22 protein-coding genes and 1 other RNA gene are annotated in these 24,236 nt (G+C 52.6%); 15 read left to right on the top strand and 8 right to left on the bottom strand.

Annotated features, from left to right (window positions below; genetic code table 11):
• Positions 1-10: 10 nt before the first annotated feature.
• From AC1931_RS04905 to sbtM, 6 genes are all read left to right on the top strand, one after another.
• A complete protein-coding gene (locus AC1931_RS04905) occupies positions 11-388 on the top strand; it encodes a hypothetical protein (RefSeq protein ID WP_483876103.1) in 378 nt (125 codons plus the stop codon).
• A gap of 64 nt (positions 389-452) precedes the next feature.
• Positions 453-1,337, top strand: coding sequence for a DMT family transporter (locus tag AC1931_RS04900; protein WP_483876102.1), 885 nt, complete (start codon positions 453-455; stop codon positions 1,335-1,337).
• A 228-nt stretch (positions 1,338-1,565) separates the two neighbouring features.
• Positions 1,566-1,997 (top strand): Hsp20/alpha crystallin family protein, encoded by a 432-nt coding sequence (locus tag AC1931_RS04895; RefSeq protein ID WP_483876101.1) that lies wholly within the window; start codon positions 1,566-1,568, stop codon positions 1,995-1,997.
• Positions 1,998-2,501: 504 nt separating this feature from the next.
• Complete coding sequence (locus tag AC1931_RS04890; RefSeq protein ID WP_483876100.1) at positions 2,502-3,920, top strand: aldehyde dehydrogenase family protein; 1,419 nt, start codon at positions 2,502-2,504, stop codon at positions 3,918-3,920.
• 141 nt (positions 3,921-4,061) lie between these two features.
• Positions 4,062-4,169: an SbtA family thio(seleno)oxazole RiPP natural product precursor gene (gene sbtA / locus AC1931_RS04885; protein ID WP_483876099.1), complete on the top strand. Its 108-nt coding sequence runs from the start codon at positions 4,062-4,064 to the stop codon at positions 4,167-4,169.
• Positions 4,170-4,506: 337 nt separating this feature from the next.
• Positions 4,507-6,078, top strand: a complete 1,572-nt coding sequence (gene sbtM, locus AC1931_RS04880; protein ID WP_483876098.1) for a thio(seleno)oxazole modification radical SAM maturase SbtM — start codon at positions 4,507-4,509, stop codon at positions 6,076-6,078.
• 1 nt (position 6,079) lies between these two features.
• Here the strand turns inward: sbtM and AC1931_RS04875 are convergent, their stop codons facing one another.
• Complete coding sequence (locus AC1931_RS04875) at positions 6,080-6,961, bottom strand: OmpA/MotB family protein (protein WP_483876097.1); 882 nt, start codon at positions 6,959-6,961, stop codon at positions 6,080-6,082.
• A 210-nt stretch (positions 6,962-7,171) separates the two neighbouring features.
• On the opposite strand from AC1931_RS04875, the gene nadC reads away from it, so the two are divergent.
• The 8 genes from nadC to AC1931_RS04835 all read left to right on the top strand — a co-directional run bounded on the left by nadC (position 7,172) and on the right by AC1931_RS04835 (position 15,917).
• Positions 7,172-7,999, top strand: a complete 828-nt coding sequence (gene nadC / locus AC1931_RS04870; RefSeq protein ID WP_483876096.1) for a carboxylating nicotinate-nucleotide diphosphorylase — start codon at positions 7,172-7,174, stop codon at positions 7,997-7,999.
• The gene (locus tag AC1931_RS04865) at positions 7,996-8,979 is read left to right on the top strand and encodes a biotin--[acetyl-CoA-carboxylase] ligase (protein ID WP_483876095.1); all 984 of its coding nucleotides are present in this window, start codon (positions 7,996-7,998) and stop codon (positions 8,977-8,979) included. Before nadC ends, AC1931_RS04865 begins: the two co-directional genes overlap by 4 nt.
• A 26-nt stretch (positions 8,980-9,005) precedes the next feature.
• Positions 9,006-9,773 carry a type III pantothenate kinase gene (locus tag AC1931_RS04860; RefSeq protein WP_483876169.1) on the top strand — a complete coding sequence of 256 codons (768 nt, stop codon included), beginning with the start codon at positions 9,006-9,008 and terminating at the stop codon, positions 9,771-9,773.
• 96 nt (positions 9,774-9,869) lie between these two features.
• Positions 9,870-11,948 (top strand): elongation factor G, encoded by a 2,079-nt coding sequence (gene fusA / locus AC1931_RS04855; protein WP_483876094.1) that lies wholly within the window; start codon positions 9,870-9,872, stop codon positions 11,946-11,948.
• A gap of 59 nt (positions 11,949-12,007) precedes the next feature.
• Positions 12,008-13,078, top strand: coding sequence for an SPOR domain-containing protein (locus tag AC1931_RS04850; protein ID WP_483876093.1), 1,071 nt, complete (start codon positions 12,008-12,010; stop codon positions 13,076-13,078).
• Positions 13,079-13,090: 12 nt separating this feature from the next.
• Positions 13,091-14,122 (top strand): hypothetical protein, encoded by a 1,032-nt coding sequence (locus AC1931_RS04845; RefSeq protein WP_483876092.1) that lies wholly within the window; start codon positions 13,091-13,093, stop codon positions 14,120-14,122.
• Positions 14,123-14,145: 23 nt separating this feature from the next.
• On the top strand, positions 14,146-14,649 hold the full coding sequence (locus tag AC1931_RS04840; protein ID WP_483876091.1) for a MogA/MoaB family molybdenum cofactor biosynthesis protein: 504 nt from the start codon (positions 14,146-14,148) through the stop codon (positions 14,647-14,649).
• Positions 14,650-14,717: 68 nt separating this feature from the next.
• Positions 14,718-15,917, top strand: a complete 1,200-nt coding sequence (locus AC1931_RS04835) for a M24 family metallopeptidase (protein WP_483876090.1) — start codon at positions 14,718-14,720, stop codon at positions 15,915-15,917.
• A 19-nt stretch (positions 15,918-15,936) separates the two neighbouring features.
• Here the strand turns inward: AC1931_RS04835 and AC1931_RS04830 are convergent, their stop codons facing one another.
• The 6 genes from AC1931_RS04830 to ssrS all read right to left on the bottom strand — a co-directional run bounded on the left by AC1931_RS04830 (position 15,937) and on the right by ssrS (position 20,636).
• Complete coding sequence (locus tag AC1931_RS04830; protein ID WP_483876089.1) at positions 15,937-16,776, bottom strand: response regulator; 840 nt, start codon at positions 16,774-16,776, stop codon at positions 15,937-15,939.
• Positions 16,777-16,957: 181 nt separating this feature from the next.
• On the bottom strand, positions 16,958-17,791 hold the full coding sequence (locus AC1931_RS04825; RefSeq protein WP_483876088.1) for an SIR2 family NAD-dependent protein deacylase: 834 nt from the start codon (positions 17,789-17,791) through the stop codon (positions 16,958-16,960).
• A gap of 15 nt (positions 17,792-17,806) precedes the next feature.
• Positions 17,807-18,289 carry a Cys-tRNA(Pro) deacylase gene (gene ybaK, locus AC1931_RS04820; protein WP_483876087.1) on the bottom strand — a complete coding sequence of 161 codons (483 nt, stop codon included), beginning with the start codon at positions 18,287-18,289 and terminating at the stop codon, positions 17,807-17,809.
• Between the two features lie 39 nt (positions 18,290-18,328).
• Positions 18,329-19,063, bottom strand: a complete 735-nt coding sequence (locus AC1931_RS04815) for a rhomboid family intramembrane serine protease (protein ID WP_483876086.1) — start codon at positions 19,061-19,063, stop codon at positions 18,329-18,331.
• A gap of 22 nt (positions 19,064-19,085) precedes the next feature.
• A complete protein-coding gene (locus AC1931_RS04810) occupies positions 19,086-20,267 on the bottom strand; it encodes a TraB/GumN family protein (protein WP_483876085.1) in 1,182 nt (393 codons plus the stop codon).
• 186 nt (positions 20,268-20,453) lie between these two features.
• A non-coding RNA gene (gene ssrS, locus AC1931_RS04805) (6S RNA) lies at positions 20,454-20,636 on the bottom strand.
• A 189-nt stretch (positions 20,637-20,825) separates the two neighbouring features.
• On the opposite strand from ssrS, the gene AC1931_RS04800 reads away from it, so the two are divergent.
• Positions 20,826-21,206 carry a desulfoferrodoxin gene (locus tag AC1931_RS04800; protein WP_483876084.1) on the top strand — a complete coding sequence of 127 codons (381 nt, stop codon included), beginning with the start codon at positions 20,826-20,828 and terminating at the stop codon, positions 21,204-21,206.
• A 128-nt stretch (positions 21,207-21,334) separates the two neighbouring features.
• Here the strand turns inward: AC1931_RS04800 and AC1931_RS04795 are convergent, their stop codons facing one another.
• A complete protein-coding gene (locus AC1931_RS04795) occupies positions 21,335-24,211 on the bottom strand; it encodes a biotin/lipoyl-containing protein (RefSeq protein WP_483876083.1) in 2,877 nt (958 codons plus the stop codon).
• Positions 24,212-24,236: the final 25 nt, after the last annotated feature.

The following is a 24,236-nucleotide window of genomic DNA, read 5'->3' as shown; positions in this document are numbered from 1 at the left end:
GTGGCTTTTCGTGTTGTTAATCTCTGTGCTGGTGTCAGGGTGCGCTTTGTTTTTTCCAGAAGAAAAAGAGCTGCCCCCTGTTCCACCGGAATCAGCGCGGATTCAGCAACTACAAGCTGAACGTTGCCTAGATGATTTTCTTGCTGGTGGGGATCTGGATACCCTCGACCAGTACCTTGCCGACACTCCCGGCAGCAAGCAACATGCCGCGATGAGGCGCCTCGTCCTGGAGCTGCAGCAGTGTCGCGCTGAACAGCGTGAGTTGGGGGTAAAACTGGAATCCAGTCGCCAGCTTATTGTTGACCTGGAGAACAAGAATCTTCAACTCCTTGAAACTATTGAGCAACTTAAGAGCCTTCTGATTCAGTTGGAACAACGTGTCCACTGATATGTACTTCACCAGGCGTTTTCATTAACCCCCACCTGGCTTTGCCTGACGGTTCTTTACTTCTATGGCTGTTTCTCCAACACCTCCAGACTCCGTCCGCGGTATTTTGCTTCTTTATGTCGGGTTGACCCTCTTGAGTCTCAACGGCTTGTTTGCCAAGTTGATTCCCCTTGATGCTTTTTCCATAACGCAATTACGCAGTCTTGTTGCGATCGGGGGTTTCTATCTGTTCTGCCGACTTTTTAAAATGCCGTTGCGGGTGCAGAGTGTCAGGCAGTTACTGGGGATCTATGGGCTTGGTGTGGTTATGGGGGTGCACTGGGGCACGTTCTTCCATTCCATGCAGATATCAACCGTCGCCGTTGGTATTCTTGCCCTGTTCAGTTATCCGATGATCACTATACTGCTCGAGCCCCTGTTTACTCGATCCCGCCTGTCGGCCCGCGATGTCTTTTCCGGTATCCTTGTGCTGCTCGGACTCTTGATTATGGTCTGGCAGGATATTGGTGGAGGATTCTCCGGCAACATCCTCCAGGGCGCCTGCTGGGGGGTGCTTTCCGCGTTGTTGTTTTCCTTAAGAAATTTATGTCAAAAATATTACTTCGCAGCGACTCCCAGCAGCGCCCTGATGTTTCATCAATTAGTGGCGATTACCCTGTTGTTCATTCCTGTTGTCGATCTGTCGACTACCCGGCTGCTTAATCCCTATGACTGGCTGCTGCTGGTGCTGTTGGGGTTTTTGGGAACCGCTGCAGCCCATACCCTGTACACCGTCAGTTTGAAACTGCTGGCAGCTAAAACGGTTTCATTGATTGGCTGCATGCAACCTGTGGTTTCCATTCTGCTGGCCTGGCTCATTTTGCGCGAGGTGCCATCGGTGGCGGTTCTCATCGGTGGTTCAATCGTCCTGGTTGTTGCCATTGCCGAATCCCTGGTCAGATCTCGCTAGCGTTTTCCCCCTTTTTTTATCGGGCGATTATGGTTTAGTCATGGAGTGCTTAATGGCTTCTGTGGTCACTTGAATTCCGCTGAAAATGCGCTATTATTTTTATCAAGCTGGTTGCTGAATCATGGGTTTTTTTTGAGATTGTTCCTGTCTTCATTTTTATAACTGAGGCAGGCTGTAGCGGGTCGCCTGCGGAATAAAACCTTCCCGCGTTTACCCAAGGAGGAAGCTATGAAATTGACAAGATGGGATCCGTTCAGAGAAATGGAAGGCATGGTGGGGCGTCAGGACTGGCCGTTTCGGGGCGGGGCATTGACCCCTGGTGAGGGGGCCGACTGGGCACCGCGGGTCGATATCAGCGAGACGGACAAGGGGTTCACCATCAAGGCTGATGTCCCCGGAGTCAAGCGTGAAGATGTGAAAATCAGTATTGAAGACCGGGTGCTGAGTATCCGCGGCGAAAGCCATCAGGAAAAAGAAGATAAAAGTGAGAAAATGCATCGAGTCGAACGTTTTTATGGCAGTTTCAGCCGCAGTTTTACGTTGCCGGAGAATGTTGACATTGAAAGAATTGATGCCAGCTTTAAAGATGGACTGTTAAATCTGGTGATTCCTAAAGTCGAGGCAGTCAAGCCCAAGAGTGTCGAGGTGAAAATCAAGTGAACGGTCGTGACGGCGACTGTCGATGTAATGTCAGAGAAAAGAAAACAAGTGATTAGGCAGGCAGAGAGGCTGCCTTTTTTTTGTGGTTTGTTCGTCATTGACCAGGTTCTTGCTCCGAAGGAATCAGGTTGAAAGCTTCACTGATGGCGATGACAATGTCCTTCGATTTTCCCGTGCGTTTATCGACATAAATCGCGGGTCGTTTTCTGCTCGCGCCCGGAGTGTCTTGTCTGCGTAAAGACACATAACGGTAGTTCCGCAACCAGCGGGCTCTTTTCATCCTGCGGCCCCGGGTTTTTGTCTCGCTTTTTTCACCGGCAAGCGCCCCGCAGAGATCCAGCCAGTCTTTTTCAATATTAAGTTAGCCTCCCGGCAGCTTTATTGGCAGAGATGAATTATTTTCAGATATTTTCCCCCAAAATTTTCACATTTTTTCGCGGAACTGGTAAAACGTTCATATGATACTGGTGTAAATCATTGTTTCATCGTTATTGGGAGGAGTAAATGAAAACGTACAGCAAGCTATATATTGATGGTGACTGGTGTGTTCCGCTCGCCACTGATCTGATTGAGGTGGTTAACCCGGCAACGGAGGCGGTCATTGCAACGGTTCCGGCCGGCACCGCCGGCGATATCTCGGCGGCTGTATCCGCAGCGCGCAATGCGCTGCCCGGGTGGTCGGCCACCAAGCCCGGTATCAGGGCCGGTTACATGACCACGATTTACGAGGCGCTGGTGGCGCGTGGGCCGGAGCTGGCTGAGGTTATTACCAGCGAGCTGGGAATGCCGATCAAGCTCAGTCAGCGGATTCAGGCGGGACTACCGACGGTTGTGCTGGAAAGCTACATCAAGCTGTTGAATGAGTTTGCTTTCTCCGAACGCATCGGCAACTCGCTGGTGTTTAAGGAGCCGATTGGAGTTGTTGCTGCCATCACCCCCTGGAATTATCCCCTCCATCAGCTGATGATTAAGGTCGCAGCGGCCCTGGCTGCCGGCTGTACCCTTGTTGCCAAGCCGAGCGAACTGACCCCTCTTAATGCTTTTGTCCTGGCAGAGATTGTTGATTCCAGTGGGCTGCCACCAGGGGTTTTTAACCTGGTATCAGGTAAGGGGAGTGTCGCGGGAGAATCTTTGGCATCCCATCCGGATGTCGATATGGTTTCATTTACCGGGTCGACTGCCGTTGGCAAGCACATCATGACCCTGGGTGCACAAACAGTGAAGCGCGTGGCACTGGAACTGGGGGGGAAGTCTGCAGCCATCCTGCTGGATGATGCCGATCTTGAAACCGCTGTCAAGGCCACGCTAAGTAGCTGCTTTCTTAATTCCGGACAGACCTGCAACGCTAACACCCGCATGCTGATTCCCGAGGATCAATATGAGGTGGTGGTTGAACTTGTCCGCCAACATGTTGCCCTTTATATTCCGGAAAATCCCCTCAACACCCAGGCCCGTATCGGCCCATTGGTTTCTGCCGGCCAGCGTGATCGGGTTCTTGACTATATTCGCAGTGGTATTGAAGAAGGTGCAGAGCTCCTGCTTGGAGGTATCGAGCCACCGGCAGGACTGCCTCTGGGTTATTATGTCCGTCCGACGGTTTTTGGCCGGGTAACAAAAGAGATGAGGATCGCTCGTGAAGAGATTTTTGGTCCGGTGCTGTCAATCATGACTTATCGTGACGAAGACGAGGCTATTGAGATTGCCAATGACACGGTTTATGGTCTGGCAGGGGGCGTCTGGTCGACGAATACCGATCGTGCTGAGCGCATGGCCAGAAAACTGCAAGCCGGCCAGGTCGATATCAACGGCGGTCGATTCAATCCTCTGGCTCCTTTCGGTGGCTACAAGCAGTCCGGTAATTCCCGCGAACTGGGGCGTTATGGTCTTGAAGCGTTTCTGCAGACCAAGTCGGTTCAGTTCTGACCAGCGATATGCCTTGACGCAGGGTGCTTTGATTGACTTTTCAGCATATTCGGGTATGATGCCCTGTATGAACCGATAGCTCTTGTCCTTGTTATCGAAAATCTCGATATGAGGTATGGGGCCGATCTAAGGAGGTTTTATATGGGCGAAGAGAAGCTGAAAAAATTGCTGGCGGGTCTGGGGATTGCCACCCTGGTATCAGCAGCGGGTGTTTCCCTGCCGCCACCAGCTAATGCTGCAAGTGGTTGAGGCTCCAAGGATGACAGTGCGGTCAGCACTGACAAGGAGCAGAAACCTGCAGGTAGTGGCTGAGGCGGCCAAACTGACGGTGCCGTGAGCACCGACGATGAAAAAAAACCCAAGCAGCCTGCAGGCAGTGGCTGAGGCGGCCAGACTGACGGTGCCGTGAGCACCGACGAAGCAAAAGAACCAGGAGACAGTGGCTGATAAGTTGCCGATTGGTATCGTTGATACCAAAATGATTTGAGCAGCTTATTGCATTTGATAGCGAAATAGCTGCACCAAAAAGGGTCGATGGAGCGTGGATGTTCTTTCGACCCTTTTTTTCATTGCAGGAGAGAGGTTAATGGTCTTTCAATATCAATGTCCGGTGACCTGGTGTCTGCTGCCGGCGACGGCACAGTTACAGTGGCAGTCGGATGCTACTGCTGACGTTGCTGACGCCCGTGAGTGTTTGCGTCCGTTAGTTCCTGAACATTCCTGGTTGCCGGATCTGGCTGCTGTTGAGCAGGCCTCATGGCGTCTTCAGTTGCAACAGCGTCCACCAAGCCGGACCGAACCTTCACAGGGTCTGATGCTTAACCCCGGTCTTGAGGTGATTGAAGTAGCATGGCGCGGGTTGTTGCAGGTTGTTGAAGGCAAGAGGGTGGAACCGCAGCCAGAAACCGAGATGTTGCTGTTCTGGCGTCATCCACGCAGCGGAGTCTTTCGCAAGGAAGTAGCTTCATCGGCAGATCTGCTGGCATTGAAAATGATCGTTGAAGAGCTTGACCCGCGCCATGTGGCGGTTTCAACCTCCAGGCCGGTTGGTGTGATTGATCGGGTCCTGGAACGGGCTATCCTCAAGGGTCTGGTGTTATCACCACCCTCGCAGCTGGTGCGCCACGAGCAGGAGTTTCCGGTTGGTGGCCCGGTGGCACAGAGATACATGAGGACACCGGCCTTTACCCTGCAATGGCACATTACCCAGAAGTGTGATCTTCACTGTCGTCACTGCTACGATCGTAGTGACCAGGCTGACATGGCTCTGGAACAGGGGCTGCAATTGCTCGATCAGATGCGTGATTTCTGCCTTAAAAATTATGTTTTCGGGCAGATTTCCTTCAGTGGTGGCAATCCGTTTTTGCATCCGGACTTTTTTACCCTATATCGTGGGGCCATTGAACGCAATCTCATGGTTGGTATTCTGGGTAATCCGATTGCCGAGGAGCCTCTTCGCGAGCTGATCGCTATTGCTCCTCCGTCATTCTATCAGGTCAGCCTGGAAGGGCTGAAAGATCACAATGATGAGATTCGTGGAGCGGGCAATTTTGATGCTGTTGTCACGTTCCTGGATAGGTTGCGCAACCAACAGATTCCCTCGCGGGTGATGTTGACCCTTACGGAAAAGAACCTGACGGAAGTTCTCCCCCTGGCCGAATTTCTACGTGACAAGGCTGATCTGTTTACCTATAACCGACTTTCCATGGTCGGTGAGGGGGCGTCCTTGCAGTCAGCTTTGGGTGGGGGCTATCAGGCCTTTATCCGCAGTTATATTGCTGCCAAAAGCAGCAATCCGATAATCGCCCAGAAAGATAACCTGATCAATATCGAGCGTTATAACCAGGGGCTTGAACCGTTTGGTGGTTGCACCGGTTTCGGCTGCGGTGCCGCCTTTAATTTTGTCGCTATCCTTCCTAACGGCGAGGTTCATGCCTGCCGAAAGTACCCATCACCGATCGGCAATATTCACCATAACAGCCTTGAAGAAATTTACCATTCAGATGCGGCCAGAGCCTATCGCAAGGGGCCATCTGAATGTGCCGGCTGCCATCTGCGCCCGGTTTGTGGCGGTTGCCCTGCTGTCACCTACGGTTGTGGCCAGGCCCCCCTGGTTCAGCGAGACCCGGCTTGTTTTGTCAACAAGGCAGAAGCCTGATTTATTTGTTGAGTTCCGACTCAAAAGGCACCAGCAGGATTTCAATCCGCCGGTTCTGGGCACGCCCCTCCAGAGTGCTATTGTCGGCAACAGGTTGATACTCGCTGAAACCGGCGGCGATCAGGCGGTTCCCGGGAATCTCAGCCTCTTGTTGGAGAAAGTGGATAACACTGGTGGCGCGGGCGGTGGAAAGTTCCCAGTTCGTTGGAAAGCGCTCCAACAGGCGTGGGCTGATCGGAACATTGTCAGTGTGCCCGGCAATCTGCAAGGCACGATCAGGAAAGCGGTTAAGGACTTCTCCCAGATTTTTCAGTACTTTCTTCCCCTCCTCGCGCAGCTGGGTGGCGCCCGAGTCAAAGAGAATCTGATTCAGCAGATTGACGGTCAGCTTGCCTTCCAGGTTGGAAATGGTAAGTTCGCCGCGCGTGATTTCTTCTTCAAGGGCACCAACCAGTTCCTCATAGGTGTGTTTAATCTGAGCCAGTCGAGCTTCGCGCGCAATTCGTTCCTTGTCCAGGGCAATATTCAGCGCCTCCACTGTTGCCTGCAACTCCTGGTTTTTGATCTGCAGAGCATCGATCCGTTGCTGATGAAGGGAAAGATTTCCATCTTGACGTTCTTTTGTCGCAGTGGCAACCAGCAGGTCGCGTTGAAGTCGCGAATTCTCTTGCAGAACGTCCACCAGGCGCGAGTTGAGGGTTGCCAGGTCGGCTTGCAAAATCTGTTTTTCCTGGCGCAACTCGGCGTTCGTTGCGGTCAGCGATGCGACATCAGCAGAGAGCAGTTCGGTTTCGTTAACCTTTTGTTGATAGCTGTTCTTGCTGACACAGCCGACAGTTAATACCAGCAGGCTGGTCAGGAAGAGAAATGTGAACGGTTTCATTTGTTACTCCTCGCAAGAAGTGGGTCAGCAGGATCTCTAAAAGTCCCTTACTTTTACCACAAGTAACGGAAATGTAAAGGAGATTTGCCTCACTGGTGACCGTGTTTTAAGTTGCGATGGGGGTTGTCAATATGCTATAGATGTACCTCATTTCTGAAATAAGCTGATTGGTTTCAGGGCTGTTGCTATCCATTGGCGGAGACACAGGGAATGCACTTTGAGATTGAGAGAATTGTCCGCACGGCATTACAGGAAGATATCGGTTTAGGTGATGTTACTTCCCTGGCTGTTGTTGCGTGTGAAGCAACGGCGCGAGCCGAGTTAGTGGCCAAGGAGGATTTTGTCGTTGCCGGCCTTGATGTCGCCGCAGCCGTTTTTCATCAACTCGACCCGGAGCTTCGCTTCGAGAAGATTTTTATCGACGGCCAGAAGGTAAAAAGGGGGGATGTTCTTGCCTGGTTGAAAGGGTCTGCTCTGATGCTGCTGCAGGGAGAGCGGGTAGCCTTGAACCTGCTGCAGCGTATGTCCGGGATAGCCACCCTGACCGCGCGTTTTGTCGATGCTGTTGAGGGTACCGGTGTATCTATTGTAGATACACGCAAAACGGTCCCCGGTTTGCGTTCTCTCGATAAATATGCAGTCCGTGTCGGCGGCGGGCGAAATCACCGCATCGGGTTGTTTGATGGCGTGCTGATCAAGGAAAACCACATTGCCGCTGCCGGGGGGATTGCTGAAGCGATTGCAGCCACCCGGAAAAAAGTGCCTCATACCCTCAAGATAGAGGTCGAAACCCGCGACCTTGATGAAGTTCAGCAAGCGCTTGATGCGGGTGCTGACGTGATCATGCTCGACAATATGTCGAATGCCGACATGGCGACTGCGGTAGCGTTGATCGCCGGCCGCGCACTGACGGAGGCTTCTGGTGGTGTCAATCTGGAACGGGTTCGTGAAATTGCCGAAACCGGTGTCAATATCATTTCAGTCGGTGCACTGACCCACTCGGTTGTTGCGGCTGACATCTCAATGTTGTTCAAGTGATTCCGTCTGCCTTGTCTTCTCGTGATCGTATTCTGTCATTATTGCGTAACCACCCTGACCGGTGGTTGTCAGGTGAAAAGATCAGCTCAGAGTTGCAACTGTCGCGGGCGGCCGTCTGGAAACAGATTGGCTCGTTACGGTCCCTGGGAGTGGCAATTGAAGCGCGGCACGCCAAAGGCTACCGGTTGCTTGAGCCCCCCGACCTGCTGTTTGATAGTGACATTGTCAGCGGACTTGATTGTCAGATTGTCGGCAGCTCCCTGAAAATTCTTCGGGCAGTTGATTCAACCAACCTGCAGCTGAAAGCCCAGGCTGAAGCGGGGACGGAAGAAGGTGCCGTGCTGGTTGCTGATCAACAACTGGCCGGCAAGGGGCGCCTGGGGCGCCAGTGGGCATCACCGGCCGGAGTGAATCTTTACTGCTCGGTTTTGTTGCGGCCACCGATTCCGGTTCAACAGGCCCCGCAGTTGACGTTTCTTTCCGCTGTTGCCGTTGTCGATGTCCTCGAGGAGGTTGGCCAAATCAAGGCGGAGGTGAAGTGGCCCAATGATATTCTGGTCGGCGGGGCTAAAATTGCCGGGCTGCTCAATGAAATGAGCGCTGAAACTGAGCAGGTTAATTACGTTGTGCTTGGACTTGGGGTTAATCTCAACATGACTGCCGATCAGTTCCCCTCGGAACTTAACTACCCGGCCACATCTGTTTTGCTTGAAACCGGTCAGCCGGTTGTCCGGCAGATTTTTTTACGTGCGTTGCTTGAACGACTCGATTTCTATTATGCTGAATTCCTCCGCCAGGGGTTCGCCCCGATTCGCCAACGCTGGGAACAGCTATGCCCGATCATCAATCGCCAGGTCAGGGTTGATTCCGGTCCGGTTGCGACGGTGGTGGGGCTGGAAGCGGACGGGGCCCTGCGGCTGCAGTTCGATACAGGTACGATCGAGCGAATTGTTGTCGGCGATGTGCACCTGGTCAAATGATGAACGATAAAAGGAAAATTGCCACCATGCTGCTGGTGATCGATGTAGGTAACAGCAATACCGTGTTGGGGGTTTATCAGGATCAGAAGTTGATCTACGACTGGCGGGTTGCTACCGATAAATATCGCACGGTGGATGAATATGCCATGCTCCTGCGACAGTTATTTCAGCTTGCCGGCATCAGTTTTTCTGATCTTAGCGACGTGATTGTTTCAACCGTTGTTCCTTCCATGCAGAACACCGTCGAGGGGCTGTGTAAAAAATATTTTCAATTGGTTCCTTACGTGGTTGGCCCGGGGATGAAAACCGGCATGCCGATCCATTACGATAACCCCCGGGAGGTTGGCGCTGATCGGATTGTTAATGCGGTTGCGGCCTATGAACAGTCCCGCTGTGCGCTGATTGTGGTTGATTTTGGTACGGCCACCACCTTTGATGTGGTGTCAGCCGATGGCTGCTATCAGGGTGGAGCCATCGCACCGGGTATCGGTATTTCTGCTGATGCGCTGTTTGAGCGTGCGAGCAAGTTGCCCCGTGTTGATTTTATGCAGCCCGGGCAGATTATCGCCAAGAATACGGTAAACAGCATTCAGGCGGGGATTTTTTTCGGCTATCTCGGACTGGTGGAGGGGATTGTCAGTCGCATGAAAAACGAGATGCCGCAATCGCCAGTAGTCGTCGCCACTGGAGGTCTGGCGCCCCCCATTGCCGCGGCAACCTCGATCATTGACCGGGTAGAGCCTTTTCTGACCCTTGAGGGGCTACGTTTATTGTACGAGCGCAATAAAAAGTAGCTGGCCACCTGTCTTTCTGTGCTCCGTTTAAACTGCCCTATCCGTGTGGGTTCCGGCTGTTTGCGGGGAGTGACTTTTCATCCAAAGGAGCGATTCATGGGCAAGTACGACACGACAAAGGTGAGAAATCTTGGCATTGTGGCGCATAATGGTGCCGGCAAAACTTCGCTGGTGGAAGCCATTATCTTCAATACCGGGATGACCGATAAGCTGGGGAAGGTTGATCTGGGCACCTCGTCCATGGATTTTGAAGAAGAAGAAATTAAACGCAAGTCGACCTTGAGTGCGAGCCTGAATCATTGTCGCTGGAATGATTTCAACCTGAATATCGTTGATACCCCCGGGGTCAGCAACTTCCTGCACGACACCCGCCGCTGCCTGCGGATTCTTGGCGGAGCGGTGGTCATTGTGTCAGCGATCTCCGGGACCAAGGCCCAGACCAAGAGGATCTGGGAATGGTGCGACGCTTTTGAAGTGCCGCGCATCGCCTTTGTCAACAAAATGGATAAAGAGCGGGCAGATTTTCTCAAGGCCGTTGATGATATGGAAAAATCCCTTGGAGCCAGGGCGGTAGTCGTAACCCAGCCGATTGGAGCCGAAGAAACCTTCAAGGGGATTATTGATCTGGTGCGGATGAAGGCGCGTGTCTATACCTTTGACGAAACCGGTACGTATGATGAAATAGACATTCCCGAGGAATATTTGAAGGAAGCTACGCGTTTGCGCGAGCAGCTGCTCGAGGCGGTTGCCGAGGCCGACGATGAACTGATGGAAAAATACCTTGAAGGGGAAACCCTGTCGCAGGAGGACATCCTGCGAGGTTTGCGTGAGGGCACCTTGACCGGTGTTTTTACCCCGGTATTCTGCGGCAGTGCGACCGCTAATATCGGCGTGCGACATCTGCTCGATTATGTTGTTGCCTGCCTGCCGTCACCCATCGACAAGGGGATTCAGGTAGGATTCAAACCCGACACTGAAGAACCGGTGGAGCGCAACCCGAGCCCTGACGATCCGTTCTCTGCCATGGTGTTTAAGACTATTAATGACCCCTACGCCGGAAAATTGACCCTGATGCGCCTGTATTCGGGCACCTTGACGGCTGATACGGTTGTGTTGAATCCGAATAAGGATGAAAAAGAACGGATCAGTCATATTTACAAGATGGAAGGGAAAAAGCAGACTCCCCTTGAGGTTGCCGCCGCCGGTGATATTATCGCGGTACCCAAGCTCAAGGTGACGGCCACTGGAGACACCCTCTGTGATCTTAAAGATCCGATCATGTTTGAACCACTGGTGCCCCTCAAACCGGTTATCTCCTTTGCCCTGGAAGGTCGGAACAAAGGGGACGAAGACAAAATCTATACAGGTTTGCAGCGCTTGATGGAAGAAGATCCGACCTTGACCGTAACCCGTGATGATGAGACCAAGGAGATGGTTCTTTCAGGCATGGGGCAGATTCATCTGGAGGTTGCTGTCGAGCGCCTCAAGCGCAAGTACGGGGCGGATGTTATTTTGAAAGAACCTAAGGTGCCGTATCGCGAGACCATTCGCACCTCGACTCAGGTTCAGGGGAAATACAAGAAGCAGTCAGGTGGACGCGGTCAATACGGGGATGTCTGGATCGAAGTCAAACCCCTCCCGCGCGGCAGCGGCTACGAATTTGTTGACAAAGTCGTCGGTGGTGTTGTGCCGCGTAATTACATTCCGGCCGTCGATAAGGGGATTATTGAGGCGATGAAAACCGGTCCGTTGACCAAAAACCAGGTGGTTGACGTTCAGGTCAGTCTCTATGATGGTTCCCACCACTCCGTCGACTCATCGGAAATGGCTTTTAAAGTGGCCGGTTCCATGGCTTTTAAAAAAGCCATGGAACAGTGTAAGCCGGTACTGCTCGAACCGATCATGGCGATGGAAATCACTGTTCCTGATGATTGTATGGGGGATGTGATTGGCGATCTGAACTCGCGGCGCGGCAAGGTTGTCGGGGTCGAGCCGCAGGCTAATAGCCAGATCATCCGGGCTGAGGTGCCGATGGCTGAAGTATTGCGTTATGCTCCGGAGTTGCGTTCAATGACGTCTGACCGTGGTATGTTTACCATGGAATTCAGCAAGTACGAGGAAGTGCCTTCCCATCAGACCGCCAAGATTCTTGAAGAACAGACCAAAGAATCTTAACCAGTACGGCGGGGCAATTGCCAGCTTTGCCCCGCCGTCAATTTTTCCGGACTCAGATAATGACAGAAGATAACCATCATAACAGTGGATCCCCGGACACATCCCGTAGCGCATCAGAAACCCAGACCTCAGCCCCCAAAAAAAGACTGGAAGAATTGCTGATAGATGATGATGCGCCGAAAACGACGTTCAGAGAACTTGCCGATCAGGAAGTCAAAAGCGGCAAAAGTGTCGGTGACTCATTACGTTGGCCCCTGGTGATCCTGGCGCTGCTGATTGTCGCTGTTGTTGGCGTTGTCGTCGGCTGGTATCAGTATGGTGACCTGTTAACCGGACAATCAGGTACACACCAGCAGGTTCGCGTAGAAAAACGGATGGCCGCTCCCGAGCGCCCGCAACCCCTTGAGAGCGCCAGGCTGTCAAGCGCTGATGCAATCACGGAGGCAGTGACCGGGGGGCAGAATGCTGCCGAGACACCAGGGCAGGTAATTGCTGATGTTCCCGCTGCCGACGCCACAGAAATGGTTGAACAAGAGATTGTAACGGACGCAATTGTCACCCCCACCATCGCATCAGGTGCTATTGTTGGTGACGCTGTCGATACTGAGGAAAGCGCGGCAGAAGAGGTCGTCAGCGACGCGCAGCCGGTTGCAGTGGAAACCCCCGTTGCGGTGGTAGCAGAACCGGCCCATCGTGTGCTGGTCGGCCCCTTCATCAGCCAGAGAGATCTGGAGCGGGCGGCCGCACTGTTGGGTGAACGCGGACTGCAGCCGCAACAACAGCTTGGCTCGGGTACGATAGATATGATCCGGTTGCTGGAGGGAATTTATCCCCTGGCGCAGGCTCGGTTACGTCTGGAAGAGTTGCGCAAAGAGTTCCCTTCAGCGTTTCTGCTCCCGGATGGTGATCGCTGGGCACTCTACATCGGCTCTTTTTCCGATCGTGAACGTGCCCGACGTCAGCAGCGTGAACTTGCTGAACGCCAGATCCAGGTGGCACAAGTGGATTCACAATTGACCATAGAGGGCCCCTTGCTGGTTGTCGTCAGCAGTGGACTTAAGGCCGCTGAAGAGGTTGCCGCCGAGATCAATGCCAGTGGACTGCGCGCTCGTATCGAGGTCGAGCGCTGATAGGTATTCTGTGTGAACAGCGAGCATCATAGCGAAAAAGTTCAGATCAAACTTCCCGCTGAAGTTGCAAAGATTATGAGCAAATGGGGCGGACATAGTGTGCGTCTGGCTGCTGCCCGTGGAGCTCTGCCCATGTCAGGATCGAACCTGGTCATGGTTCTTTTTGTTTTTTATAACGGGGATAATCCGGAACTCAAAGAAGAGGCCTTAAGTACCCTGCAGACACTGCCGGCTAAGATAATTCTGGCCGCTCTTTCCCAGCCGGAGCTCCACCCTGCGATCATCGACCTGATCATTCATCTGCGCTATGAAGATGAGGTTGTCATGCAGGCGGTTTTGGCACACCCGATGACCGGAATCAGAAGTCTGTTGTTTGTCGCTGAGAACAGTTCCGGCCAGGTACTCGACATGTTGGCCGACAACGACGAGATTCTGCGCAAGTCCGACATAATTCGTAAGGCAATCATCAATAATCCCAACAGCGATAAAGTAACGCGTTTGCGCCTGGGTTGGGTTGAGCCGCAGAAAAAACCTGAACCGGCTGAAGTGGAAGGGGACGAAGCGGAGGAGGAGGATAGCGACCAGGCTCAGGCCGGCGTGTGTGACGAAGACGAAGACACTCTTGATGACGAATCCTTGTCCAAGTACCAGCAACTGCAGGAAATGACGGTCAATGAAAAAATTAAAATGGCCCTCACCGGCGACAAAGAGTGGCGTACGCTGCTGATCCGCGAGGCCAACAAGCAGATCAATACCGCCGTACTGCGCAACCCGCGAATCACTGAAGCCGAGGCCATAGGCGTAGCCCAGAATCGCAGCAGCCCTGAAGAACTGATCAGGATTATTCTGCTGAACCGCGACTGGGTGAAGCTTTATGATATGAAAAAGGCGCTGGTGCATCACCCCCGAACCCCTGTACAGCAGGCCATGCGTCTGATGTCTTTTTTGTCCGATCGGGATATCAAAGAACTTGCTACAAGTCGTAATGTGACTCAGCCCATCATCAATAATGCCCGGCGAATGTTATCCACTAAAAAGAAATAGTGTCCATGGCAGGGAGCAACTTTATGAGTTCAGAGAAATACAAGATTGGTATTCTTACCCTGTCTGACAAAGGTGCCCGTGGTGAGCGGATTGATGAAAGTGGCCCGCTGTTGTCTCAGATGGTAGCGGAACTGGGCGATGTCGTACGTTATCAGGTCATCCCCGACGAAGCGCATACCTTGACCCTGATGCTGACCCGCTGGGTTGATGACCTGGGTCTTGACCTCATTCTCACCACTGGTGGAACCGGGCTGAGTCCCCGCGACCAGACCCCCCAGACGACCGCTTTGGTTCTTGATTACCAGATTCCTGGTATGGCTGAGGCGATGCGTGCCGCCAGTCTTGCCAGGACTCCTCATGCCATGTTGTCGCGGGCAGTGGTCGGAGTGCGAAAGCGAAGTCTGATTATCAACCTGCCCGGCAGCCCTAAGGGGGCAGGAGAAAATTTTTCCGTATTGTTGCCGGTATTGCCTCATGCCCTGGCGAAACTCAAAGGGGATTCTGCTGATTGTGCAGTAGCGCCATAGTCTCCTGCAACTCATGCAGTTTCGCAAAGATTGCGCTCGATTTTGATGGTCAGGAAGGAATATCTACCATGCGTATTACCCCGTTGACAGAACTGACAGAGCGGTCACAGAATCTTCAGAAACTCATGCGTGAGCAACAGATTGACGCGGCGATCCTGGTGCAAAACAGCGATCTTTTTTATTTCACCGGTTCGATTCAACGCGGACTATATTATCTGCCGGCTAAAGGGGAGCCGATCTACTTTGTTTTTCGTGATCACGGGCGTGCGCGTATGGAGTCCGGACTCTATCATGTTATCCCCCTGGATCGGCTGGGCAGTCTGTCCGGCGAACTTGCGCGCCTGGGGATACCGTTACCGCAACGGGTCGGGATGGAGTTCGATGTGGTACCGGTCATTGAAGCGCGGCGTTACCAGAAGCTTCTGCCCGCTACTGAGTTTGTTGATATTACACCGCTGGTGCGCACTGTGCGGGCTGTTAAAACGAGTTATGAGCTTGAGATCATGAAGGACTGTGCTCTGCTTGCCGATCGGGTTTATGAAGAGGCGAAAAACCTTCTGGCGGTTGGTAAGACTGATCATGAGGTGATGGCTGAACTCTTCGGTTTTGCCCTCAAACAAGGGCATCAGGGGCTGATTCGTATGCGCCGGTTCAATGCTGAGATGTTCTTCGGTCATATTTTTTCGGGCGTAGATGGCGCGGTTCCAGCTCATCTTGATGCTCCCCTGGGTGGGCTGGGAACAACTCCCGCCGTTGGTCAAGGTGCCGGGCATAAAAAAATTGCCGCTCATGAGCCGATCATTGTGGATTTTATTATAGCTTACGATGGCTATCTGGTTGATCAGACCCGGACCCTGTCGATCGGGCCGCTGGCGGATAAATTACAGCAGGCTTACGCTGATATGCTCGAGATCCAGAAATTCATGGTTGAGCTGGCGCGCCCAGGGATTAGTTGGTCCGATTTATATCGCCAGTGTTATCAGCGCGCCTGCAAGCTGGGGTACGAAGAACATTTTATGGGGGCGGGAACCTCCCGGGTACGTTTTATCGGTCATGGTATTGGTGTTGAGGTCGATGAGTACCCGTTTATTGCCGAGGGGTTTGATGATCAGGTGCTCGTGCCGGGAATGACCTTTGCCTTTGAACCCAAGGCGGTGTTTCCGGGGCTAGGTGCGGTGGGAGTAGAAAACACCTGGCGGGTTGCCGAAGAGGGTGTCAAGCGGTTGACTTACTCCAGTGAAAATTTATGGCAGTTGCCGTTGCCGTAACGAATGAGGTAGTGGTCAATCAATGGTGCGACGGGCTGCGCCAGCGGATCGCCCGTTTGACTCTGGCCTGCAGACGTACAGGATTGATCGGCTTAGCGATAAAATCGTAAAACCCCATTTCCAGTAACTTGTATTCATCTTCAGCCGTTGATCTGCCGGTATAGGCAATCACGGGAATATCACTCAGGTCGGAATTCTGCTGCAACGATTTGAACAGTTCAATCCCGTCCATGCGGGGCAGCACGATGTCAGTAATAATCAGGTTCGGACGGTGTTGTGCTGCCAGTTTCAATCCTTCGACACCGTTGCGGGCTTTGTAAATGGTGAAGCCCTCCCTGGATAATGCTGCTTCGGCAGCGTTCAAGGCCAGTTCCTGGTTATCTATCAGCAGGATGTCCCAGATGCTGTCCTCTTTGACGTTGGGTGCGCCACTTTGGTAGTGCTTTTGAATCGCCATTTTGATATCTGCTGGTGTCGCAACGCAAGGGGCAATGCGTAAACCCAATTGGAATCCCAAATCGCTCTGCAGCGTCATATTGAGTGGATTTGCCATGGCCAGGTAGAGGGTTTTTCCGTCCAGTTTCAGTGGAAAAACCAGATGAGCCATGGCGGTTTCAACGGTGATTGTGCCCAGGACCGTCGGGGAAAATTTATGCCGGACGAGCTGTTTTGCAAAAGGAAAACCGAACTGGGTAGATAGCGCTCTGGCGATATCTTCCTCAAGGACGATATCCATCTCTTCAAGGATTTTTCCCAGGGGTTTTTTTGACGTTTTCTGGCGTGTCAGAGCATCATCCAACTGCTCCTTGTTGATCAGCTGATTCTCCAGCAATATCTCACCAAACTTTTTTCGTGACATGGGTTCCTCGAGGGGCGGCTCTGGTGTTTGCCCAATCATGAATAGTAAAGATAGCGTATTCTCAGGTCAGATTGATTATGGCGCTACTGCTATATACTTGCAACCCTTTATTTTTCTAAAAGCAGAGAAAATTGCATGTTACATTTAGAGAACTATGTGAATAGATTTATGATGGCGGTGGCTAGGGCTGGCTTAGGGTTTCGTTCAGGGTAGTGAGGGTTTCAATAGCACCGCCGGCGAAAGAGAAATGGTCGCCGCGAATCTGTGGTTCCCGTGGGTTGATACGTAATATTCTGGTATCAGCTCGTCGCCCCAGGCGTTCACTGAGGTTGCGAATGGTGGGAACCGCAGTGCCGGCGCCGATTTCAATCACGACCTGGGCTTTATCCTGGAGCTGACTCAGAAAGTGATCGAAGCGCTCTTCCTGCAGGGCAGAGCGCTGATGCAACCAGGCGTAGTCTCCGAACATGAGGATGTTGGGCCTGGCTACCCGCCGGCATTTAGGACATATGGGGGTTGTGTGACAGCGCATGGTCGTTTCGTCAATCTCAAAGGTTTCCTGATTCAACCAGATATCGCGACTGCAGGGGGTTGTGCATTGCAGATGATGGATTGAGCCATGAACTTCAAGAATCTGATCTTCAGCAAAACCGGCTTTCTGGAACTGACCGTCAACGTTTGATGTGGCGATGAAGGTTGGCAGGTTGAATTGCTCGCCCCAGGCCTTTAAAAGGTGAAATCCGGCGTGGGGAACGGTATTGCGGTAAAGATTGGTACGGTGTCCATAAAATCCCCAACCAAAATGCGGATCCTGCTCAAAGTGCTCAGGGTTTGCCGCCTGAACAAAACTCAAACCTAAACGTTCATACATGGGGTAAGCATTCCAGAAGCCCTGGTTGCCGCGAAAATCAGGGAGGCCGGAATCAACCCCCATGCCCGCACCCGTGGTAATCACCAGTGCGGCGGCGTTACGGATATGTTGCGCAGCTTCTGAAAACCGTCCCGTTACTGTCATTACTATGCTCCTTGGTCAGATCGCTACAGATACCTTGACTGGTTGCAGGGTGCGGACCAGGTCCGCCGGAGAAATCTCGACCAGCAGACCGCGTTTGCCACCATTGATCCAGATTTTTTCGAGTTGTTCAATCGAAGCTTCCATATAGACCGGTAGCTCCTGGCGCGTACCAAAGGGTGAAATACCCCCGGTCTGGTAGCCGGTAATACGGTCAGCTTTTTCAGGACTGCAGGGAGTGACCTGTTTGACTTTCAGTTGACGGGCCAGATGTTTGAGTGATACTTCGCAACTGCCGTGCATCAGAATGATAAAGGGGCGCTGTTCGTCATTTTCCATGACCAGGGTCTTAATCACCGAAAACTCGTCGATTTTAAGCGCCTTGGCGCTGGTTTTTGTTCCACCTCTTTCTTCATAAGGGTAGGGGTGGGGAATAAACCTGACCTTGTGTTGTTTGAGAAAGCGGATCGCAGTGGTTGACGGAACCTTCAGCTTGCTCATGGTTGATCTCCGTTGTTGTCCATCGCCGCCTGTTGATTGTCAGCGGGCGAGCCACGATAAGGGGATGCAGAGAATACTGATGACCGTCGCTGCAGCGAAAATCAATCCGCTGAAATGAAACAGGCGCTCGGTTTGACGCAAACCGCGAATACTGATCGGCATCCACCAGCCAATAGCGGCGCCGGACAGCATTCCTCCAAGGTGAGCGGCATTGTCGGCACCGATAATAATCCCAAAAACAAAGGCCATCACTGCCCACTGAAACATGAAGTTGCGGCGTTGAATACCGATATGACCACCAATGCGGTGATAATAGCTGACGGAAAAACCGATCAGCCCGAAAATCGCGCCGGAGGCGCCCACAGTAACGACCTGGGGGTGCCAGAACAGGCCGGCAACGGTTGCGGTCAGAGCGGTAATCATGTAGACCGACAGAAAACGGTTCCAGCCGATTTCCTGTTCAAGTAACGGGCCAACCTGATAAAGAACCATCATGTTGAAACCGAGATGGATCAGTCCGCCATGGGTAAAGGCGTAGGTCACGGCGCGCCACCATTGTCCGCTGTCCAGCACCAGCGGCCAGTATTGTCCACCCCAGTAAACCAACAGATTGGTCGGTGGCCGAAACATCACCTGCATGCCCAAACCGAGGATGGTGCCGTGCAGAGCCATCAGGGTGAACAGGACAAGATTGGTATAAATCAGAATCTGCACAAGTGAGCGCCCGCGCAGGGAGTTTTTAAGAAAAAAAAGATGACGAGACGTTTGATTCATTTATCACTCCAACATATCCGGATTAAAACAGACTTTTGATCCAGCCCAGGGCAAAAAACGTTCCGATGGATGACCCGAGAGACGAAAACAGAAAAACCAGCAGCACCCGTGCCAGACGATTATGCCACCAGCCCTTGAGGCTGAGCAGATCCTCGCCGACGCGTTTCATGTCGGACACCAGCGGCGGGGCAACAAAGGATTGTACCAGGGCGGTAACAAAACCCGCACCAATGGTTGGGTTCAGGGATGTCAGGGGGGCAGCAATAAAAGCGGTTATGATGGTAGCCGGATGCCCCCAGGCAAGCAGGGTGCCGGCGGCAGAAAAAAGGCCATTGGCAAGAATCCAGGCCCAGGCGGCCTGCGCCATCTGCTCAGGGTTGGCGAAAAAAAAACCACCTATAAACAGCGCTATTACAAGGAGCGGAATACCCCAGGGGATCAATTTCGAGGTCAGGGATTTTGGCGGGATGGTATTGATTCGATCAATGTCAATGGCACTGGACGGTTCGCCTTGTAACCGCGCAACGATTCCCGGCAGGTGAGCGGCACCGACTACGGCGACAATCTTGTCGCCGGGAGCCCGACGAATATGGTAGGCCATATAGGTGTCGCGCTCATCGACAAGGATTTGCTTGACAGACGGCAGCAATTCCCCCATCTCTTCGAGCATGCCGGCAAGGTTGTCTGCCTGCCGCAGTCTGGCCAGTTCTTCTTCGTTGACCTGTTGCTTTTCAAAAAGGCTGGCAAACAGACTTGCCAGAACCTTCATCTTGTTCCACAGTCCGGTAATGCGCCACACCCGCAACAGGGTCGTGCGGATATTACGGTCAACCAGTTCGACTTTTAACCCTTGCTCTTCGGCAATCTGGGCGGCAGCGGCAAGCTCGGCTCCCGGCTGTACGCCGGTCGCCAGCCCCATGCGCTTCTGGTAAGATGAAAGAGCGAGGTTGGCGAGCAGAAAGGGTAACTGTTTCTTGCGGATCACTTCTTTCAGATTGAGAGACTCCCACCCCTTCTGGTTGATCAGCGACTGATAACGTTGCTGATCGAGTTCGACACAGACGGTGTCAGGTTGCAGGTCATTGATCGCCTTAACGACGGTATCAACCGACTCCTGGGAGATGTGAGCTGTGCCGATAAGGGCGATATTTTTATCGTCAACCGTCAGATGAAAGACATCTGAGGGCAAGGGTGATTCATTCACGGGTTCCTCCAGAAAAATCCAAGCCTAAAAAACATAGCAGGAAAAAACAGATTTGCATATTAGCATAATGGCAGCAAGGGAGCCATGGTTTCACAGTCTCGGCGGCTTGCAAGGGGAACAGAGTAAGAACGGGGACAGATAGAAAAAAGGGAACCCGGTGGGTTACCGGATCCCCTTTGTCTCAGACGACTCTCCACCGCTACCGTGGGCCATTGGACTCACATCGAGTGCCAATGAGGTGGGGCATGCTGTAAACCCTTCAGGCGTCCCACTCTGGAGGTGGGCTGGCTCACCAGGTTTCTAAAAGTGTGCCCCGAATTACTGCTATTCCGAGTGGACGTTCTGACCTCACCTGCAGGGCAGAGAGTCGATCATCATCTTTGTTAGCCAGTATAGAGAAAACTCCGGGAAAGATCAAAGCAAATGATGAAAAAATAAGCGTCATCCTGAGGGATGAAATGCCATCGATTTAGTGCTAGAATGCTCTTTTAAGTTAGGTCGATTAAAAGACCTTTTATTGATCTGTGCCTTTATGGCACCAAACTAATGGAGGAAACGATGCCCAAACGTCTCGAAGTGTACAAATGCAGTATCTGCGGGAATATTGTCGAAGTCATGCACGCAGGGGCCGGTGCCCTGGTTTGCTGTGGCAAAAACATGGGATTAATGACTGAAAATACCGTCGACGCTGCAACCGAAAAGCACGTTCCAGTGATTGAAAAGGGTGATGGCACGATTACCGTCAAGGTTGGCAGCGTTAACCACCCGATGGAAGAAGCGCACTATATCGAATGGATTGAATTGATTGCTGACGACAAGGTGTACCGTAAATTTCTCAAGCCCGGTGAAGCTCCACAGGCAACCTTTAAGGTAACGGCAGATAAGGTCACTGCCCGCGAATACTGTAATCTGCATGGGCATTGGACTGCCCAGGCATAATTTATCATTGCCCTAAGTAAACAAAAAAGCAGATACATCCTTTCGGGCGTATCTGCTTTTTTTATGGTCAGGGAAAGTAACCCCCGGATGGGCAGCTGCATGTGCCCATCTCAAGGGGTTACTACTGGTTAAAGGACAACTTCCAGGTAGGAGTTGGTCTGTGCCTGCTTCTGGCGAATAATCTCCTGAGGATCAACCTCAACGAACTTTTCGTCCGGAGTGACCTTGAACAGGGGCTGACCTTTTTGAATGATGGTTCCGTCGCCACTGTTAATAAGAATCTTGTCGATGGTGCCCGAGAAGGGCGCCGGCACCTTGTTGAACATTTTCATGACCTCGAGAATAAACAGGGGCTGCCCCTTCTCAAAGTGCATTCCTTCACTGACAAAAGGTGGCAGGCCGGGAGCTTCCTGGCCATAGTACATGCCGCCACCGGGCGATACGATTTCATCAGCCTTGGTTGACGGCGGGGGCACGAGAATTTTTTTCATTGCCGCCTGCAGATCCGTATCGTGGAGATATTCGGGAATCGTCACTTCCAGATCCTCTTCAACCTTCAGGTCATAAAAATTAGTATGTTCGGCGACCAGAAAGAGCATGCCAAGCAGCTCGTTACCGATTTCATAGCCGGCATGGGCAGACTGAATGCGCACCCAGGTCTCTTTGTCGTAGCCACCTTGAGGTTTGTCCTTAGCGAGGATGTCGTTGAGCTTCACGAAATCCTGCGCGGTCAGGGATAGTTTTTCACGCAACTTGGTGTAGAAGGTAAGGGCATCTGCGAGCAGGTCGCGGTCGTGGGTCCAGATGACTTCAGCTGCGGGGGCATCGGCGCGCCAGTCCATGTTGAGGTAGCGGTAAGTATCCTCAAGAACCAGCAGGGGATTACGCAACCAGACAATTTTCCCCTTTTCCATGCGGTAGTTACATCTATTAAGACTGAGCCAGCCGGAGAGCAGGTGAGGATCGTTCAGCAGCATTTCCATCGGCCGGGTGAGCAGGGTTCCCTTGCGGTCAAGGGCAACAGATGCCGCCCTGGCACCTTCCGCGTCATCAGCAAAGAGCTTGCCGTAATGTTTTTTGGCTGCCAGGAAGGCGTGAACGACATCGATCTTCTGCGCCTCTTCCTTGAGTTTGCCGACCAGGGTCAGATAGGGAACAATAAAGCGGGTCGTCGGCTTGGCCATGACGTTGTTGCCAATGAACCAGTTGACCAGACCATAGTGAAACTTCAGGTTGGTCGCCAGATTGCGCCCCCGCAATACGGTACTGCACAGCACCTTCGAAAGGTGATTGTAGCTGTCGCGACGATCTTCCCCCTTGGTTAAAAGCAGGGCAATGTTGGAGTCGTAGGCCCCGGCCAGGTGATAGAACATGAACTGGCCGGTGTCGGGGTTGGGGGTGCTGATCCCCTGATCGTCGCGAATTTCTCCTTCAATCGGGGGTGACCAGTAGAGGATGTAACCACCGGCACTTGGTGACAGGGAGGCATCGGTGGCATTAAGACGGGCTTCTGCGGCAGCGCCAAAGCGTGGAATGCGTTCCGGGCGCGGCAGTTTACCCTTGTGAAGCGCCAGCAGAGCCATGGCTTCAACCAGGGATTCGACGACAAAAAACTCGTTCTTATTGTCAGGATTGGTGAATTTCAAGCTGTAGACCAGTTCCGTTACCCGGTGTTCCACCTGGATGCGGGTGTTGACTTCCATGAAATAGTGGCGCGCACCATCAACAATACATTCGAAGGTTGACGCCGAGTCGAGCCCGACCGCGAGTCCGAAACGCTCGGATTCTTCTTCCATGCGCTTAAGTACTGCCAGGTCTGATTCAAGGGCTTTGACCTGTTTGCTGTTTTTAGCCTTTTTCGCTTTGGCGATCTCCTGCGCCAGCCCTTCCTGGGTGACGGAAATCTCCAGCAGTTTCTGCTCGTGCATCTGCAATGAGCAGTCACGGCCACCCAGGGCGATACACCATTGGCCGTTACCCAGCAACTGAATCTCGTTGTGGCGGGTCTGCTCAATGTTCAATTCGATCAGCACGTTCTTGTTATCACCAACTCCATTGGCTTTCACTTCGCCGAGAATTTCCCGTACCAGACCGGGAGCAACGGCAGCGGCCTGCTGAATTTGTTTTTCCGTTGGTTGCTTGACCATCAGCAGCGAGGCGCCGAGGATCCGCTGCCCTTTACCGCCGCCACCGCCGATGGCTTTAAGGCGAATGCGCGCACCGGGATATTTTTTGAACATTTCCGCACATTCATATTGCACCTGATTGCCGAGTTCTTCGATGGAAATCAGATCAATCCCCTTGCTGTAAGATGCGAACAGGATGGCGTCAGCCAAAGCTTCCAGGGGGATGTCCTTGTCGCTGATCAGTTTCGGGGCAAGATCCAGGCCTTCGGCTTTTACCAGTTCACGCAATTGTTCACGGGTTTTATTCTTTTTGAGCAGGGTCCGGGCGGTAACGTTATCGATGCCCGGGGTAACCGAAACCTTTACCTGGAGAGCGGTACGCTTGGCCTCATCTTTTTTTCCTGCTGCGCGCTGGGTGCCGGAGCAGGGGCCGATAAAGCGCAAACCGGCATTTTCGAGGGCAGCGACAAATTCATCATCTTCCGCCATAAAGCCGTAGCCGGCAAAGACCGAGTCATAGCCGTTGTCTCTGGCAATACTGATGATCTGCTGGATTCTTTCGATGCGCTCTTCCTTGGAGGCGCCACTGTAATCGGGCACCCGGTGAACCCTGCTGGTATCGGTCAGCTGGCGCAACTCCGGAGAAAGGGCATTCGGGTAGACAATGGAATCCTTTTCCGACAACAGGATGCCGTAGTGGCTGATCCCCATCTCCTCGTAAACATCCATCGCTTCTTTGCGAATCGGACCACGACAGACAATCAGAGGCTTGAGTTCCTCGCAGGAAAATGAACTTATCCACTTCGATGGTGACTTGCTGAGACGACGTTCCTTGTGGATCAGGGGATTGTTAAAGTACAGGTCGGTATTTTGTTGCATGAGTTTTATCTCCAGTTTTCATGTG

It is taken from the genome of Pelovirga sp. C15f, from assembly GCF_057178085.1.
The sequence above is the reverse complement of the archived record's forward strand: the minus strand, read 5'-3'. Positions and strand labels throughout refer to the sequence as shown.

What these genes read in the sequence shown, in the direction of transcription:
- AC1931_RS04840 (WP_483876091.1), top strand. Translation starts at nt 14,146, where the DNA reads ATGAGTTCAGAGAAATACAAGATTGGTATTCTTACCCTGTCTGACAAA.
- AC1931_RS04825 (WP_483876088.1), bottom strand. Translation starts at nt 17,791, where the DNA reads ATGACAGTAACGGGACGGTTTTCAGAAGCTGCGCAACATATCCGTAAC.
- fusA (WP_483876094.1), top strand. Translation starts at nt 9,870, where the DNA reads ATGGGCAAGTACGACACGACAAAGGTGAGAAATCTTGGCATTGTGGCG.
- AC1931_RS04800 (WP_483876084.1), top strand. Translation starts at nt 20,826, where the DNA reads ATGCCCAAACGTCTCGAAGTGTACAAATGCAGTATCTGCGGGAATATT.
- AC1931_RS04815 (WP_483876086.1), bottom strand. Translation starts at nt 19,063, where the DNA reads ATGAATCAAACGTCTCGTCATCTTTTTTTTCTTAAAAACTCCCTGCGC.
- nadC (WP_483876096.1), top strand. Translation starts at nt 7,172, where the DNA reads ATGCACTTTGAGATTGAGAGAATTGTCCGCACGGCATTACAGGAAGAT.
- AC1931_RS04875 (WP_483876097.1), bottom strand. Translation starts at nt 6,961, where the DNA reads ATGAAACCGTTCACATTTCTCTTCCTGACCAGCCTGCTGGTATTAACT.
- AC1931_RS04895 (WP_483876101.1), top strand. Translation starts at nt 1,566, where the DNA reads ATGAAATTGACAAGATGGGATCCGTTCAGAGAAATGGAAGGCATGGTG.
- sbtA (WP_483876099.1), top strand. Translation starts at nt 4,062, where the DNA reads ATGGGCGAAGAGAAGCTGAAAAAATTGCTGGCGGGTCTGGGGATTGCC.
- AC1931_RS04835 (WP_483876090.1), top strand. Translation starts at nt 14,718, where the DNA reads ATGCGTATTACCCCGTTGACAGAACTGACAGAGCGGTCACAGAATCTT.
- sbtM (WP_483876098.1), top strand. Translation starts at nt 4,507, where the DNA reads ATGGTCTTTCAATATCAATGTCCGGTGACCTGGTGTCTGCTGCCGGCG.
- AC1931_RS04890 (WP_483876100.1), top strand. Translation starts at nt 2,502, where the DNA reads ATGAAAACGTACAGCAAGCTATATATTGATGGTGACTGGTGTGTTCCG.
- AC1931_RS04900 (WP_483876102.1), top strand. Translation starts at nt 453, where the DNA reads ATGGCTGTTTCTCCAACACCTCCAGACTCCGTCCGCGGTATTTTGCTT.
- AC1931_RS04850 (WP_483876093.1), top strand. Translation starts at nt 12,008, where the DNA reads ATGACAGAAGATAACCATCATAACAGTGGATCCCCGGACACATCCCGT.
- ybaK (WP_483876087.1), bottom strand. Translation starts at nt 18,289, where the DNA reads ATGAGCAAGCTGAAGGTTCCGTCAACCACTGCGATCCGCTTTCTCAAA.
- AC1931_RS04795 (WP_483876083.1), bottom strand. Translation starts at nt 24,211, where the DNA reads ATGCAACAAAATACCGACCTGTACTTTAACAATCCCCTGATCCACAAG.
- AC1931_RS04830 (WP_483876089.1), bottom strand. Translation starts at nt 16,776, where the DNA reads ATGTCACGAAAAAAGTTTGGTGAGATATTGCTGGAGAATCAGCTGATC.
- AC1931_RS04860 (WP_483876169.1), top strand. Translation starts at nt 9,006, where the DNA reads ATGCTGCTGGTGATCGATGTAGGTAACAGCAATACCGTGTTGGGGGTT.